General features: G+C 42.6%; 16 protein-coding genes. 8 read left to right on the forward strand and 8 right to left on the reverse strand.

The genetic code is table 11. The features are described from left to right. Position 1 precedes the first annotated feature (1 nt). Positions 2–1,039, reverse strand: a complete 1,038-nt coding sequence (gene cmoB, locus ACGTJS_RS05085) for a tRNA 5-methoxyuridine(34)/uridine 5-oxyacetic acid(34) synthase CmoB (RefSeq protein ID WP_410473013.1) — start codon at positions 1,037–1,039, stop codon at positions 2–4. Positions 1,040–1,237: 198 nt separating this feature from the next. Between cmoB and ACGTJS_RS05090 the strand changes: the two genes are divergently transcribed. The 5 genes from ACGTJS_RS05090 to ACGTJS_RS05110 all read left to right on the forward strand — a co-directional run bounded on the left by ACGTJS_RS05090 (position 1,238) and on the right by ACGTJS_RS05110 (position 8,350). Next, positions 1,238–2,761, forward strand: a complete 1,524-nt coding sequence (locus ACGTJS_RS05090; RefSeq protein WP_410473014.1) for an SWIM zinc finger domain-containing protein — start codon at positions 1,238–1,240, stop codon at positions 2,759–2,761. Continuing rightward, positions 2,755–4,248, forward strand: coding sequence for a DUF5691 domain-containing protein (locus tag ACGTJS_RS05095; protein WP_410473015.1), 1,494 nt, complete (start codon positions 2,755–2,757; stop codon positions 4,246–4,248). Before ACGTJS_RS05090 ends, ACGTJS_RS05095 begins: the two co-directional genes overlap by 7 nt. 23 nt (positions 4,249–4,271) lie before the next feature. Further along, positions 4,272–4,631, forward strand: a complete 360-nt coding sequence (locus ACGTJS_RS05100) for a hypothetical protein (RefSeq protein WP_410473016.1) — start codon at positions 4,272–4,274, stop codon at positions 4,629–4,631. Positions 4,632–4,679: 48 nt separating this feature from the next. After that, positions 4,680–5,759: an AAA family ATPase gene (locus ACGTJS_RS05105; protein ID WP_315041752.1), complete on the forward strand. Its 1,080-nt coding sequence runs from the start codon at positions 4,680–4,682 to the stop codon at positions 5,757–5,759. A gap of 122 nt (positions 5,760–5,881) precedes the next feature. After that, positions 5,882–8,350 (forward strand): DUF5682 family protein, encoded by a 2,469-nt coding sequence (locus tag ACGTJS_RS05110; protein WP_410473017.1) that lies wholly within the window; start codon positions 5,882–5,884, stop codon positions 8,348–8,350. A 41-nt stretch (positions 8,351–8,391) separates the two neighbouring features. On the opposite strand, the gene ACGTJS_RS05115 is transcribed toward ACGTJS_RS05110, so the two are convergent. Next, complete coding sequence (locus ACGTJS_RS05115; protein ID WP_410471877.1) at positions 8,392–9,234, reverse strand: integrase core domain-containing protein; 843 nt, start codon at positions 9,232–9,234, stop codon at positions 8,392–8,394. Between the two features lie 104 nt (positions 9,235–9,338). Here ACGTJS_RS05115 and ACGTJS_RS05120 point away from each other — a divergent pair, with 104 nt between their 5' ends. Continuing rightward, on the forward strand, positions 9,339–10,562 hold the full coding sequence (locus ACGTJS_RS05120) for a VWA domain-containing protein (protein WP_410473018.1): 1,224 nt from the start codon (positions 9,339–9,341) through the stop codon (positions 10,560–10,562). A 23-nt stretch (positions 10,563–10,585) separates the two neighbouring features. On the opposite strand, the gene ACGTJS_RS05125 is transcribed toward ACGTJS_RS05120, so the two are convergent. The 6 genes from ACGTJS_RS05125 to ACGTJS_RS05150 are packed head-to-tail and all read right to left on the reverse strand — an operon-like array spanning position 10,586 to position 13,355. Next, on the reverse strand, positions 10,586–11,428 hold the full coding sequence (locus ACGTJS_RS05125; protein ID WP_410473019.1) for an integrase core domain-containing protein: 843 nt from the start codon (positions 11,426–11,428) through the stop codon (positions 10,586–10,588). A 44-nt stretch (positions 11,429–11,472) separates the two neighbouring features. Beyond that, positions 11,473–11,601, reverse strand: a complete 129-nt coding sequence (locus tag ACGTJS_RS05130; protein ID WP_410473020.1) for a hypothetical protein — start codon at positions 11,599–11,601, stop codon at positions 11,473–11,475. Between the two features lie 9 nt (positions 11,602–11,610). After that, complete coding sequence (gene cmoA, locus ACGTJS_RS05135; protein WP_315041748.1) at positions 11,611–12,372, reverse strand: carboxy-S-adenosyl-L-methionine synthase CmoA; 762 nt, start codon at positions 12,370–12,372, stop codon at positions 11,611–11,613. 36 nt (positions 12,373–12,408) lie between these two features. Then, the gene (locus ACGTJS_RS05140) at positions 12,409–12,864 is read right to left on the reverse strand and encodes a PIN domain-containing protein (protein WP_410473021.1); all 456 of its coding nucleotides are present in this window, start codon (positions 12,862–12,864) and stop codon (positions 12,409–12,411) included. Further along, positions 12,864–13,082, reverse strand: a complete 219-nt coding sequence (locus ACGTJS_RS05145; protein WP_410473022.1) for a hypothetical protein — start codon at positions 13,080–13,082, stop codon at positions 12,864–12,866. The genes ACGTJS_RS05140 and ACGTJS_RS05145 overlap by 1 nt, the downstream gene beginning before the upstream one ends. A gap of 54 nt (positions 13,083–13,136) precedes the next feature. Continuing rightward, positions 13,137–13,355 carry a DUF2788 domain-containing protein gene (locus tag ACGTJS_RS05150; protein WP_315042653.1) on the reverse strand — a complete coding sequence of 73 codons (219 nt, stop codon included), beginning with the start codon at positions 13,353–13,355 and terminating at the stop codon, positions 13,137–13,139. 288 nt (positions 13,356–13,643) lie between these two features. Between ACGTJS_RS05150 and argS the strand changes: the two genes are divergently transcribed. Then, a complete protein-coding gene (gene argS / locus ACGTJS_RS05155; protein WP_410473023.1) occupies positions 13,644–15,461 on the forward strand; it encodes an arginine--tRNA ligase in 1,818 nt (605 codons plus the stop codon). 58 nt (positions 15,462–15,519) lie between these two features. Further along, on the forward strand, positions 15,520–16,266 hold the full coding sequence (locus ACGTJS_RS05160; RefSeq protein ID WP_315042655.1) for an SPOR domain-containing protein: 747 nt from the start codon (positions 15,520–15,522) through the stop codon (positions 16,264–16,266). The last annotated feature ends 56 nt before the right edge of the window (positions 16,267–16,322 follow it).

Consider the following 16,322-nt stretch of genomic DNA (forward strand, 5'->3'; position numbering starts at 1 on the left):
CCTACAGCTTTTTCGCCACCATCACCGCACGTTTTGGGCGTGGATAGCCTTCTAGCGTTTTGCTGTTGTCATTTGGGTCTAAAAAATCTGCCAATGAATGATAATCCATCCACGCTGTTTTTCGCTGTTCATCAAAAGTGGTAACATTCACGTCCACACATTTGACATCAACAAAACCCGCCTTTTGTAGCCACAAAGTCAAAGCAGGAACGGACGGCAAAAAATAGACATTATTCATCTGAGCATAGCGGTCTTTTGGCACAAGCACGGTGTTTTCATCGCCATCAACCACCAAAGTCTCTAGCACCAATTCACCGCCTTTTAACAATTGATTTTTTAGTTGTAATAAACAATCAAAAGGCGATGCACGGTGATAAAGCACGCCCATACAAAACACGGTATGAAACAGTTGTTTATTGTTTTCAGTGGTAAATGGTAAGTTTTCTAACGCCACAGGAATAAAATGAAGGTTTGGCGGATTGTTAAGACTGCCTACAAAATTCCGTATCGCCATAAATTGATAATAAAACAAACAAGACGGGTCAATCACCACCACTGTTTTTGCCCCTGCTCCAAGCATTCGCCAACCGTGATAGCCAGAGCCACCGCCCACGTCCAGCACTCGCTTGTCAGTCAAATCGCTGATAAACGGCAGTACCCTATCCCATTTTAAATCGCTTCGCCATTCGGTGTCTATGTGTATGCTTTGCTCGCCTTGTCCGATGACAAATCCGCCTTTTCGCCACGGCATTAGGTTTTTTAAAAGTGCGGTGGTTTGTTTAATTTCACCTTGCGAAAGTGGGACATCAAAGGTGATGTTTTGGGCGGTAAAATCGGTGCGAATGGTTTTGCCGTCCATATTAGGCAAGCGTTCCACTACCGATTGATAATAAGGGGCGTTGGCGTAGCGTGCTTTGTCTTTGATGTGGGCAAGCCAATTTGGCAAGTTGGCAAGCCAATCATTTGCTATAGGGTATTTTTGGGCAAGGTCTAAAAGGGTGAGATAAAGCTCTTTTTCGGCTTGGGTGATGGTGGACATGATAACCTTTTTTTTAATTTGATAAATTAACGTGATATTGTAAAGAAAAAACAAGCAAAAGCAAAATTTTTTACAACATTTTTAAACGACACCAATTGTCGTAAACCTCACAATTTATCTTTTCTAATTTGACTTTTTGGGTTAATATAAGAACCTGTTTACGATTAATTATTGACAAATAATAAAAAAAGGACAGTCATGTCGCTCACGCTACAAACGGTACAAAACCTTGCTCCAGATGCTTCGTCTTTGGCGGCCGCCAAAAAACTGCTCAGTCCTACCAAATGGTCGGCACACGGCTTTGCAAAAGAGTTGGATTTGATTTGGGCTCAGTGTCAAGGTTCTGGCTCAACCCCTTATTACACGGTGGTGGATTTGGGCGATAACGGCTACAAATGCACCTGCCCTTCTCGCAAATTCCCCTGCAAACACGCTTTAGCACTCATGATGTTATACGTTGCCGATGCCACGCCTTTTGTGCCAAGCGACACGCCAACATGGGTTGTTGATTGGCTTGGCAGACGCAGAAAAACCAACAAAACCGCCACGCTTGCCGAAAAAACAGACAACAGCGAAAATGTGCAAAATAGCGACAACAGCCCAAGTCTTGCCGACATGATAACGATGGGAAATGCCGAGCCTGTGCTATCGGCAGAAGAGCTTGCCAAAAAACAACAAGCCCAAGCCAAACGTGCCGAAAAAACCAAAGCCGACACGGACGCAAGAATTAGTGCAGGACTTGTTGAGCTACAAAACTGGCTACAAGACCAGTTACGCATGGGCATCATGGCGTTTATGGACAACGCCAGTAGCAAATGCCGACAAATTTCCGCTCGCCTAAACGATGCCAAAGCGTCCACCCTTGCCAGTCGCATTGATGAACTGCCTGCTCAGCTTGCCGAGTGCGAACGAGCCAATCAGCCAAACCTTGTCATTCAAGCCTTTGGCAAATGGGTGCTACTGTGTCAAGCGTGGTTTGCCAATCCTGACGACCCAGACACACGCCGAGCCATTGCCACCAGTGAAACCAAAGACAAAATTTTGGCAAATGACAACGCCCCAAAACAAACAGGCATTTGGCACAACGTGGGCGAGATTAGCGAAGTTCGCAAAGACGGCTTAATCAGTCATGCCACTTGGCTTGTCAAAATGAATGACGTCAATACCACCAACAATTCACCGCATTTTGCCCTACTCTTAGATTATCATCACCCCAGTACAGGACAAGGTCATATCGGTATTGGTGTGGGTGATTTTGTCGTGGGTGAGCTGTGTTTTTATCCCAGTCGTCAGCCACTTAGGGGATTTTTTATTCAGCAAGAAATAGTGTCTTGTGAAATTGACAAAACCTTTAGTCCACTTGATGGTGAACCAAATCACACGATTAGTCCAACCAAAAATTTATTACCACCGAGCTTAATCTATCCCACACCGTCTTTATCTTTGTTTGAAAGTTATCAACAATATTTGAGTAATTTGCCGTGGGCGGAAGTCATGCCGTACATTTTGACCAAAGGGCGTGTGGTGAAAACCCATGAAAAATCCAACAAACAGCCCTATTGGTGGGTGGGCGATGATGGCACAACGGTCAAACTTAGCAACGCCGATTTGCCAAAATTAACCCAAGCCACGCCCATCAGCCACGCCTTTATCCTGTGGGACGGACTGCACGGACGGCTACTTGGGATCGCAAGCGATGAATGGGGATTTTTGTCATGTTAAACACCACAAACACAGCCACCACCACGTACGCCCAATTGCAAAAAATCTACACTCGTTGGCTGGTGGGCGATAATTTGGGCGTATCTGTTGCCGATTTGCCGTCCGATTTTGCCGAGATTTTGCAAGCGTGCGATGATGACAAACACGATTTGTTTTGTTTGGCACTTGCCAGTCAATTTCAAAGTTTGATGTATTTGCACACGCCAACAGGCAAATTAAACGCCTTGCCAGTTTTGCCGACTTTGGATAAATTAACCGTTTTGCCAAAAGACTTGCAACCATTAGCAAGACGCATTCTCAAAAATATGTCCAATAAACATTATCAACATTGGTATTTGTTTTTGCGATTTTTGGCAAATCGTGGCTACGCTCTACCGCCAACCGACTGTTTGGACATTTTATCTGCCTTGCAAAAACGCCTTGATGACAAAATTCCGATTGGCTATTTGCCGTGGCTAAACTGGTTAAATGGCGATAAATCTGGGCAAGCGATTGACGATGAAGTCAATGGCGACAACTGGGACGAGTGGTATCCTGCCGAGCGAGCCAAACGCCTAAAACAAATGCGAAACACCAACGCCAAAGGCGTGCTTGAGCTTTTTGACACCCATTTTGGCAAACACCCTGCTGATGAACGCTTGCGACTGCTTGAGTGCATGGCGGTCAATTTGTCGCTTGATGATGAAACGTTTTTGCGTGGTTTGTTGTCCGACCGCTCGCAAAAAGTTGCTAATCTTGCTAGGCAGTTTTTGGCACGGCTTGGCTCATCTGATGGCACACAAGGTGGCACGGACGCAGAAAAAGAGCAATTTGCCAAAGAGCTTGCCGAAATGTTTGAGCTAAAAACCAACCCTTTAAACAAACGCTATTTAGCCCCCAAAAAACTCAAAAGTGGCAAACAAATATCAATCCGTACCGAGCAGTTAAAAACGGTGCATTTGCCTTATTTTGCCAAAGCGTTTGGGCTAAGTATCACCGAGTTGATACAGCTTTGGGAGTTTAGGGGCAATGATTATCGCCAAGAAAATGACAATCTTAGTCTGGTGCAAAACATGACAGCGACTTTGACGGACGCTGATTTTGCGGTATTGGTGGAGCAGTTGTGCAAACAGTTAAAAAATGACAACCAAGTGTATTCATTGATTGTTGTTTTGGAAAAACGACTTGATGAGCCACTGCGAGAAATGCTCACCAAGCGTTTATTGCACATCGGTGCCGAGTTTGAAAACATTGCCAATTATGCCAGTGAGCAATGGGTGTTTGATGATTTTGATAAATTGATGCAATCGCCAAGCTGGAAAAGTCTGTCAAAACGCATTAGCGACTGCCATTGGATTGGCGTTGAGTTATATACGTTGAGCATGATGGTGTCGCAACAGGTGGCAAGGGCATTGTTTGATAAGCTCATTGAGATGGGCGTGCCAAGAGCGGATAATGGTTTGATGGTGTTAAATTTAAATCAACGATTGAGAGAAGTGGAGAATTAAAAATAGCGAAATTAAAAAAGACCTTGCCGAAAAATGTACTGGATTTAGTTGTTAATAAAGACTGGGATACGTTAAAAGAAGAACTTTTAAAATGTGAGCCAATGGCGTATCAGCATTTTGGTGCAGGCAATAGCTTAAAAGCGAAGCATATTTTATTTGTCTGTGGGTCAGGAGATATTAAAGCTAATCATTTTGATTTTAATGATAAATTTTGGCAAAGTTTACTCAATTATTATATTTCAATGAATCAAACTGACGTTGTTAAAGTTTTACTAGAAAAAGGCTTTGACCCAAATTTAAATGACGATTTAGAAAACAAACTCAATCAATTAGAACAATTTGAACTTAAACTTTACGAACTAATGCAATTTGAACCGCAATAATTTTTACCATTTTCACCAAATTTTAAACCTTTAAAAAGGAAAACTTGCATGACCGACATTTTACGCCAACCAGCCGAAATCATCTACCAAGGCGAACTAGACGCACTAAAACGTGATGACACAGGCAATAAACCTGCCAACTGGCAACTCTCGCCCCAAGCTGTTGTCAAATACCTGATGGGTGGCACAACCAGCGATGGCACAGTCATCAGCGAAAAATACGTGGGCAATCGCCGACTGATTGAAACGGCAGTCGCCACGCTTGCCACCGACCGAGCGTTACTTTTGCTAGGCGTACCGGGAACGGCAAAATCGTGGGTGTCCGAACATTTGTCAGCAGGTATCTCAGGCGACAGCACTCGTGTTATCCAATGCACCGCAGGCACGGACGAAAACCAAATCCGATACGGCTGGAACTACGCCCAACTGCTCGCCAAAGGCCCTAGCCGTGAAGCCCTTGTCCCCACACCGCTATACCGTGCGATGGAAGAAGGCACGCTTTGCCGACTAGAAGAGCTTACTCGCATGGGATCGGACGTGCAGGACACCTTGATTACCATTTTGTCCGAAAAAATGTTGCCAATTCCAGAGCTTAATGACGCAATTTTTGCCAAAAAAGGCTTTAACATCATCGCCACCGCCAACAACCGTGATAAAGGCGTAAACGAACTGTCGTCCGCTCTCAAACGGCGTTTTAACGTGGTGGTGTTGCCCTTGCCAGACGATATGCAAGAAGAAATCCGTATCGTGGCAAGACGAGTCAGCGAAATGGGCGAAAGTCTTGATTTGCCTGTGCCAAAAAATGCGGTGGACGAGATTGAAAAAGTCATCACCATTTTCCGTGAACTGCGTGGGGGCGAAACCCTAGACGGCAAAACCGTGCTAAAATCACCGACAGGCAACCTATCTACTGCCGAAGCCATTGCGGTGATGGTTGGCAGTCTTAGTCAAGCCAACTGGTTTGGCAAGGGCGAATTGTCAGCCGAAACCATCAGCACCAATTTGATTGGGGCGATCGTCAAAGACCCTGTGCAAGACAAGGCGGTATTGGAAGAATATTTGGAAACGGTACTCAAAAAACGCAAAGATTATGCCCAGTTTTATCATCATTTGAATGATGTTTTATAAAAACTAATGTGCCAAAAAAATTTACCCCCACCCCAGCCCTCCCCCAAAGGTGGAGGGAATTCCCTTCCCTAATGGAGGGGTTAGGGGAGGGAAAAGATTAACACGCTAAAAGGTTATTTATCGTGTCAAAACCAAACAAAAACACCTATTATCTTGGCATTCGTCATCATGGCGTTGGTTCTAGCACTCGGCTGTTGTCGGTGTTAAACAAACTCAAACCTGCCAAAGTGCTGATTGAAGGGGCGAGCGACTGTAGCGAGCTTTTAGCCCTGCTTGCCCATCGGCAGATGAAACCACCTGTTGCCTTGCTTGCCTATGCCACCGATTATCCAGAATCGCATTTTTATTATCCTTTTGCCGAATTTTCGCCAGAATATCAAGCAACTGTATGGGCGATGAAATATGGGGCAGACGTGGCGTTTATTGATTTGCCTGTGGCGGTCAAACTTGCCAAACAAGTGGCGGACATTGAAAAAGCCAAACAAGCCCAATTGGACAATGAAAACCAAACGGACAATGATGGCGAAACTGACGAAACCGAAACGGACGCTAACACCGATTTTGCCGAAACACAAAAAAGTGAGTTATCAGACGATGATAAATTGACCTTACGCCTAAAACATGACCCCATTTGCGTGTTGGCACAGTTGGCAGGGTATGGCGATGGTGAAGATTGGTGGAATGACACCATTGAGCAAAATCGTGAAGCGGACGATTTAGCCGATGATTTGGCAACTTTTGATGCGGTGGGCGATGCCATGTTTGCCTTACGCCAAAAACTCTTAGAACGTGATGACATTCAAACCCATCTTGATGATGACATTGGTGATGATGAGCGTGAAGCCTATATGCGTCAGCAAATTGCTAGTCATCAAAAAACTGCCCACAATGATGACGTGATTGTGGTGGTGTGTGGGGCGTGGCACGTCCCTGCTCTTGACCCTAAGCGGTTTGCCGAATTGACCGACAAAGACGGCAACGCCCTAACTTTTAACAGCAAAAACGACAACGCCATCATCAAAACCTTGCCAAAAAAACTTGCCCAATCAAAGGTAAAAACCACTTGGATTCCGTGGACTTCACCACGTTTGGCAAGCTCGCAAGGCTATAGGGCAGGGGTAAAAGCCCCCATGTGGTACTTACACCTGTGGCAAAACCGAGAATATGCTGAAATTTATGAACATTGGCTCAGTCTTGTCGCCAATCGTTTGCGTGAACAAGGTCATGTCATCTCTACAGCGTCCGTCATTGAAGCGGTACGCCTAAGCCAGATGCTTGCGGTGGTGCGTGGTCGCCCATCGGTCGGCTTTGAAGAGTTGATTGACAGCAGTATCGCTTGTTTGTGTTTTGGCGAGCCGTTGTTGTGGCAACAGCTTGAACAATCGCTACTGCTTGGCAATCAGGTCGGACAAATTCCAGACGATATGCCCCTTGCACCGCTGTTGGAAGATTTACAGCGTTTGCAAAAACAAACCAAACTTGCCCCAGAGAGCCTTGCCAAAGAAATTTCGGTAGATTTACGCAGTGAAATTGGCTTAAAAAAATCGCACTTGTTGCACCGTTTGCAAATTTTGGGCGTGCCTTGGGGCAAAGTGCTGAACAGCGGTGGCAGTCGTGGTACGTTTCGTGAAAAGTGGTTGTTAAAATGGAAACCTGAATTTGCGGTGGCGTTGGTGGAAAATTTGGTGTACGGCAACACCATTTTGCAAGCGTCCGCCAACAAACTTGCCGAAACCATGCAAAAAACCACCAAATTAAACCAACTGGTCAGCGATGTACAGCTTGCCCTACAAGCCGATTTGACCCATACTGCAAGCGTGGGACTGGAGCGACTTGGCGTATTGGCAAACCAAACGGACAATACCGATGAGCTTTTGCAAAGCCTATCGCCTTTGGTGCATTTAGAGCGTTATGGGACGGCTCGTGCCATGTCGCTTGCTCAAGTGGGCGAATTGGTGCGACAGCTTGCCATTAAAGTGGCAATCGCCCTGCCGTATGCGTGCCGAAATCTTGACAACGAAACCGCCGAACGCCTGCACGAGCTGATAAAAAACGCTCATCATGCCCTACTACTTGGCGAAGTGGAAAGCGATGTCATGGACGTGTGGTGGCAAGCGTTGGCGGAGATTAGCGATGGTTTGCACCAACACAGCCAAGCCAGCAAAATGTTGGTTGGTTTGTGTAATCTATTGCTATATCAAGCGGAAAAAATTGACAGCGAACAACTAGAAGAGCGACTACAAAAAGCCCTATCGTCCGCTTTTGCTACCCAAGATTCGGCACAATTTTTTGTGGGGTTTTTTAAGGGCGTGAGCAAAAATTTGTTGTATGATGACGTGTTGTTGCAAGCGGTGCAAAATTGGCTCACTCGTTTAAATGGTGATGAATTTGTGGAATATTTGCCCCTGTTTCGCCGTGTGTTTGCTGACCTTGACCCCATCGAACGCAAGCATTTACTAGAAAAAGCCACCAAAGGCAAGGCGGTGGAAAATACCCAGCAACTTAATCAAGCCATGTATCCGCTTTTGCAAACGCATTTAACGGTTTTGCAAAAATTGCTGGGTGGGGATAAAAATTGGGCGAGTGGTTAAATTTTGAAAAATAATTGCATTTAGCCTAAAGTGTAAGAACCTCAAGCGTTATTTACACTTTGTTTAAAATAAAACTCCAACCACTCATAAGGAGTAAAGGTTTGAGTTTTGCCAGTAATATCATCTTTTTTAGTTAAAGATGAATGGGGTTTAACGGTATTATAGAAATTAAGAAATCTTGTTAATTCTTGCTTTCTATGTTCACTACCTGTAAATTCACATTGTTCATGCCACATTTCCATGAGCGTACGTATTACTCGTTCTGCTTTACCATTGGTTTGTGGTTTGGCAACTTTGGTGAATTTCTGATTGATGTTGTTATCATAACAGGCTTTGACAAATTCATGGTCTTTTGTGCCTTTATATTCTGTGCCATTGTCAGAATAAATCACCTCAATCGTATAAGGGCAAGGTTTAATAACTTGTTCTGTCAGAAACTTAGCCGCACTAAAAGCTGTTTTGTCTGGCATAATACAAGCATACAGTTCACGAGAATAATCATCAATGGCAACAAACAGATATTCTCTAGGGCTGTTGCTATTTTGTCCTTTGAGCAGTGGTAGGCGTTTTGTATCTACGTGTACCATCTCACCAGGATAGGATTTATTATAACGCTTGGCTTGTTTTTTGAGTTTGTCTTGTATACTCTTTTCAACTTTAGCTAAGCGTTTAATGCCAAATTTCGCTTGTTTAAAGCGATTATTGACACTGGTTTGTGGTTTTAGTAACTTCACTCTAGCAAGTTTCAATACCTTGTAGATTGTTGGTCTTGATACTTTGTATTCTTCAGCAAGTGATGTTACGCTTTGTTTGTTTTGATGATAGGCTATCCAAATAGCTTCTCTTTCAAACGGTAGCAGTCTGGTGTTTTTATGTATGTTCATTTGCAGTATTTTATCCTAAATACTGTAAATAACGCTAGGATATCTTACACCTAAAGTTTATGGAAAGCCCCTACATTTCAATAACTTAAAAAAAGAAAACCATTATGAACGACATCACCGAACCACAACTTGACGAAACTCAAACCCCAACCAATCAAGACGAACAATCCCGCCGTTGGCAACTGGTATTAGGCGTTGATGACGACCAACGCCCCCTAAACAGCCACGACCAACGTCTATCCCAAGCCCTAAATATGCTTTATGACAACGATTCATCTGGCAAAAAAGGACGTGGCGGACTGGGACGCTCTGCCCCAAACGTTGCCAAATGGCTAGGTGATATCAGAGAATTTTTTCCAAGCTCGGTGGTGCAAGTGGTGCAAAAAGACGCTTTTGAGCGGTTAAATTTGACCCAAATGCTCTTAGAACCTGAATTTTTGGCAGTGATGGAAGCGGATGTGCATTTGGTGGCGGATTTGGTGAGTTTACGTTCCGCCATGCCAGAAAAAACCCTAGAAACCGCTCGCCAAGTGGTGAAAAAAGTTGTTGATGAACTCATGGCTCGCCTTGAACAACAAACCACCGAAGCCATTCGTGGGGCGGTCAATAAATCCAAACGCACCCACCGCCCACGTTTTAACGACATTGACTGGACAAAAACCATCGGAGCAAACCTACGCCATTATCAGCACAGCCATCAGACCATCATTCCTGAAAAACTGGTCGGCTATCTTCGCCAAAGCAAACGCATGACCGACCTTGATGAAGTGGTGCTGTGCGTTGACCAATCTGGAAGTATGGCAAGCTCAGTGGTGTATAGTGCGATTTTTTCGGCGGTGATGGCATCAATTCCTAGCGTCAAAACCAAACTGGTGTGCTTTGATACGGCGATTTTTGACTTGACTGATGATTTAGAAGACCCTGTCAGCGTGCTGTTTGGCGTGCAATTGGGCGGTGGCACGGACATCAACCAAGCGGTGGCGTATTGTGCCAATAAGATTGAAACGCCAAGCAAAGCCCATTTGGTGCTAATCACCGATTTGTACGAAGGCGGAAATGCCAAAGAACTGGTGAGCCGTGTCGCCACCTTACAAAAACAAGGGGTAAATGTGATAATCCTGCTTGCTCTAAGCGATGACGGCAGACCGTCTTATGACGCTGATTTGGCAGGCGTGTTTGCCAGTATGAGAATCCCTGTGTTTGCCTGTACGCCAGACCAATTTCCAGACTTGATGGCAACGGCTCTAAAACGTGAAGACGTGATGGCGTGGGCATCTGACCAAGATATTAAGGTGGTGAGAGGAAGTGATGAGGTAAAGGTAGTGTAGGTATTACATAAACTGTAAGAACCTCAAGCGTTATTTACACTTTGTTTAAAATAAAACTCCAACCACTCATAAGGAGTAAAGGTTTGAGTTTTGCCAGTAATATCATCTTTTTTAGTTAAAGATGAATGGGGTTTAACGGTATTATAGAAATTAAGAAATCTTGTTAATTCTTGCTTTCCATGTTCACTACTTGTAAATTCACATTGTTCATGCCACATTTCCATGAGCGTACGTATTACTCGTTCTGCTTTACCATTGGTTTGTGGTTTGGCAACTTTGGTGAATTTCTGATTGATGTTGTTATTATAACAGGCTTTGACAAATTCATGGTCTTTTGTGCCTTTATATTCTGTGCCATTGTCAGAATAAATCACCTCAATCGTATAAGGGCAAGGTTTAATAACTTGTTCTGTCAGAAACTTAGCCGCACTAAAAGCTGTTTTGTCTGGCATAATACAAGCATACAGTTCACGAGAATAATCATCAATGGCAACAAACAGATATTCTCTAGGGCTGTTGCTATTTTGTCCTTTGAGCAGTGGTAGGCGTTTTGTATCTACGTGTACCATCTCACCAGGATAGGATTTATTATAACGCTTGGCTTGTTTTTTGAGTTTGTCTTGTATACTCTTTTCAACTTTAGCTAAGCGTTTAATGCCAAATTTCGCTTGTTTAAAGCGATTATTGACACTGGTTTGTGGTTTTAGTAACTTCACTCTAGCAAGTTTCAATACCTTGTAGATTGTTGGTCTTGATACTTTGTATTCTTCAGCAAGTGATGTTACGCTTTGTTTGTTTTGATGATAGGCTATCCAAATAGCTTCTCTTTCAAACGGTAGCAGTCTGGTGTTTTTATGTATGTTCATTTGCAGTATTTTATCCTAAATACTGTAAATAACGCTAGGATATCTTACACATAAACATTTATCACAAAAACATTTAAAAATACCGCCAAGTTTTGTGCATAAATTGGATAATGTCGTTTAAACGGCAACAAAAATTTGCCATGAATGTCAGCAAAAATCGCAAAACGGAGCATTTTTCTCTCCTACTTAAACGCCACCACAGACGCAAAATTTAAAAACATAAACCACGTCAAACTTCGCTCAAACCCTGCCTCTGCCAGCCTTTCGTGATGAAATTCTAGCGTGTCGGTAATTAGCACATTTTCTAGGGCGTTGCGTTTGCCACTGATTTCCATTTCACTATAGTCATTGGCTCGTTTAAAATCATAATACCGCTCCACACGCCACGCATCGTCTTGCTCGTCCGTTAGGTGCGTTTTTTCGGTCAAAATCAAAATGCCACCGTCTGTAAGTGCATCATAACATTTTTTTAATAAAATCAACCGCTTATCCACAGGCAAAAACTGCAAAGTCAAATTTAGCACAATCATATCGCACGGCTCAAACACCACATCGCACACATCAGCACAAACCAAATTAATGTCATGCGTGGGAAAATGCTCATCAAGCACGGTTTTTGCCTTGTCAATCATCGGCTGTGAAATGTCAATGGCAAAAATTTGCAAATCATCTGGGGCAAACTCCCCTGCCAAAGCAAAGCTCACCGCACCGAGCGAACAGCCCAAATCATACACACGGCTGACTTTTTTGCCATTGGTGCCAACTTGACGAAAATTGCAATGGCGTTTGGCAAAAATCGGCAACATCGCAAGCATTTGCCCATACCCCGGCACGCTACGGCGTATCATATCAGGAAAACAGGCGACCACTTGTTCATCAAAGCTAAAGCGAGCAGATTTGTCAAGCGGTGTGGTAAATAAGGTATCGTGGTTATTTTTTTTCATGGTTTTTTATGGTTTTTTGTCATCAAGTTTTTGGATTTATTCTAAACTGTCTAAAATTAACAGATGATGTTGCGTTGCATTTTTGACAATATGATAATCAATTCGCTTGTCAAAAGTTACCAAAACGGCTTGATTTGCCACCGCCAAAGCGAGCAAATACCCATCGGTCAGTTGTCTATGCCCTTGCAAATGTCGCCAATTAAAAATTTCATGTTGAATCACATCTAATTCACAAGTCAAAAACTGATGACGAGTCTTAACAATTGCCTTATCAAAAATCTGTTGAATATCACTAAAACTATAATTTGCAGGATAACTTGGCAAAGACAAAATCCTTAAACACGCCATTTGCGTGATTGTACAACTCAGCCATACTTTATTTTGAGCAATAATATGATGAGAAAACCACTTTTTTACCAACGAATGATTGGCATTTTTATTGTCAAATAAAGCCACTAAAACATTGGCATCAAGTAAAAATTTTGTCGTCATTAAATGCCTTCTTGTTCACGAAGCTGGTTAATAAAATCATTCGTTACAACTTGTCTAGTTTGCGACAATACTTCAAACGGCAATTCAATTTCAGGATTTTTTCTATTTTCTAAATAATTTTTTAATAAATCGGCAATGACCGATGAGCGTTTGTTTTCGGGGACTTGTTGATAAAAGTCATGAATTAACTCATCAGAAAAATCTAACGTCATTTGCATGATTTGCTCCTTTTTGATGAAATTGATAAAGTGATAGAAAATTTAAACAAAAGTTTACAACGTGCGTGAAAAATAATATTCCAACACCATTTTTATCAAAAATCCAAAAAATCCACCGCCCAATGCGACAAAAATCCAAAACGTGCCTTGTTTGCCCGCTTTATTTTTTTTGGATAAATCCCACATAATAAAAAATAAAAATGCAATAAAAACAGGAACTAACACATTCATACCAAGTTTGGTAATGGTTTCATTTGAAATAAGAAATAACATTCGTTCACCTTTTTAATCATGTTATGTTGGGCGATTTTTTACTTTTTTTAATAGGCTTGTATAATTTTTTTGTAAAATCATTCGCCCAAATGGTTGCTAAAAAATTTAAAATTGCGGTTATTATACTCCAAAATTAACCTGACTGCTTTATCACTGACAATTTATCATGGAAAAACCATGAAAAATTACGAAAAATTACCGAAAAAATAATTATTTTGTTATAATTTAGCACGTTTATTTTTTTAACAATTTTTTTATACATTTTACAAAATTTTAATGAGAAATATTATGTCAGAACAAGTTCCTGTGATTGAAGAATCTTTACAAGCGGTGATTGAGACGCTAAAAGCACAACAAGTTTTGCCAGAAGATTGGCAAAATAACAGCACGATTAGTCGCACCAAAGACCAAGCCCACGGCGATTTTGCCAGTAATTTGGCGATGGTCGCCTCAAAAGTGGCTGGGATGAAACCACGAGAGCTTGCCGAAAAAATCGTAAGCCTAATCCCAAGTCATGACAATATTGCCAAAATTGAGATTGCTGGGGCGGGTTTTATTAACTTTTTCTTAAATGACAATGCACGTTTTGCGGTGCTTGACAACATTATGCAGTTAAAAGGCGAGTTTGGCACGAGCCAAGATTTTGCAGGCAAAAAAATTCAAGTAGAATTTGTGTCCGCCAACCCAACGTCAAGCCTACACGTGGGACATGGGCGTGGGGCGGCGTTTGGCATGAGCGTTGCCAATTTGCTTGAAGCGGTCGGCTACCAAGTCGGACGTGAGTATTACGTCAATGATGCAGGTCGTCAGATGGATATTTTGGCGACCAGCACCTATTTGCGTTATCTTGAGTTGTGTGGTGAGCCGATTGTTTTCCCAACAAATGCCTATCAAGGTGATTATGTCAAAGACATTGCCAAGCCGATTTTTGCTGATTTTGGCGATAAATTAAAAACTAATTGGCAAAATATGCTTGCCAATGTGCCTAATGATGCGGTGTACAAAACTGATGACAAAGGTGAAAAAGCACTGGTTTCTGGCGATAAAGAAGGGCATATTGACGGTTTAATTGACAATGCCAAAGCCAATTTGGGCGACAATTACAAGATTTTTCATGAAAAAGCCTTATACAGCATTTTGACCGATATTCAAGATGATTTGGCAGATTTTAACGTACATTTTGACCAATGGTTTAGCGAAAAATCAATTCAAGACGACATTTTGCCTGCGTTGGATTTGCTTAACGAACGTGGTTTTTTGTATGAAAAAGACGGCAATTTGTGGTTTAAATCTACCGAATTTGGCGATGAAAAAGACCGTGTCGTTCGCCGTGCCAACGGACAATTTACCTATTTTGCGCCCGATATCGCCTATCACAAAAATAAACTTGACCGTGGTTTTGACCGCATTATTGACGTGTGGGGGTCAGACCATCACGGCTATATCAAGCGTGTGAAATCAGCACTCACAGCGATGGGCTATGACGAAAATAAAATGGACGTGATTTTGGTGCAGTTTGTGACGCTATGGCGTGGCGAAGAGCAAGTACAAATGTCTAGCCGTTCTGGGCAGTTTGTGACTTTGCGTGAACTGCGTGAAGAAGTTGGCAACGATGCGGCACGTTTTTATTATGTCGCTCGCAAACCTGAACAACATATTGATTTTGATTTGGAATTGGCAAAATCGCAAAGCAAAGATAATGCCGTTTATTATATCCAGTACGCTCACGCACGGATTTGTAGTATCTTGGAGCGACTAGAAACGCATGGTCTAAGTGCCGATGATACGCTCGGCAAACAGTACCAATCGCTTTTAACCAAGCCGATTGAAACCGATTTAATCAGCCTGTTATCCGCCTATCCAGACACGCTCAAACGCTCGGCAACCCAATATGAACCCCATATTTTGACCAATTATCTAAAAGATTTGGCAAGTTTGTTTCACGCATGGTATAACGACAATCGCATTTTGCCAAAAGAAGACGAAATCGGCGACCAAGACAAGCTACACCTAATGCAAGCTCGTTTGCGTTTGTCAAAAGCGGTGCGTCAAGTGGTGCAAAATGGCTTAACATTGTTGGGGCTTTCTGCACCGACCAGTATGTAGTTTTATTTATCATATTGTTAATAAATTTTATCAATCTAAACCCCACAAGGAGCAAATCATGTCAAAACAAGGAGCGACCCCAAAAGAGCCGTCAAACAGTATGGCAACCTTTGCAAAAATCTTGGTGGGGTTTTTGATTGCGGTATTGGTTGGGCTGTTTTTGTATTTGTTAAATCCATCGGACAAAAAGCCAAACGTTGTAGCTGATGACATCGTCAAACCCAAACAGACCCAAACCGAACAGCCCGAATACGACTTTTATGAACTGCTACCAGAGCAACAAGTCACAGGCGTGCCGACAAAGCCGATTGCCAGTCAAATCGCACTATCAACCAAACCTGATGCGGTAGTAACAGGCAAACAACAAGCCAAATCCCAAAAAACAGACGACAATAAAACTGACACCGTCAACACCGATAAAAATCCAAATTCTGCCGAAACTGACAATCCAATGATGGCAGATGTGGCGATTGAAAATCCCACGGATAATCCAATTTTATCCAACAAAAGTCAGCTAGAAATACAAACCAGTAAAAAAGTCGTGATTGTGAATAGCGAACCGTCAAAAACGTATATTTTGCAGATTAACAGCTTTGACAATGCGGACGAAGCTGATACACGCCGAGCCGAAGTGTTGATGGCAGGGGTAGATGCCCAGATTGTCAAAAAACGTTTGGACGATGGCAGTATGCTTTATCAAGTGATTTCACGACAAATGCCGAATAATGAAATGGCAACCCAAGCCCAACGCCGATTACAAAACAGTGGCATTGACTCATTGATTGTGGAACAGCGTAGAAAATAATAAAAAAACCGATAGCAATTATCGGTTTTTTTATGGCTTAATGGTCTACAAATTTT

It is taken from the genome of Faucicola mancuniensis (assembly GCF_046523945.1).
Classification (GTDB): Bacteria; Pseudomonadota; Gammaproteobacteria; order Pseudomonadales; family Moraxellaceae; genus Faucicola; species Faucicola mancuniensis.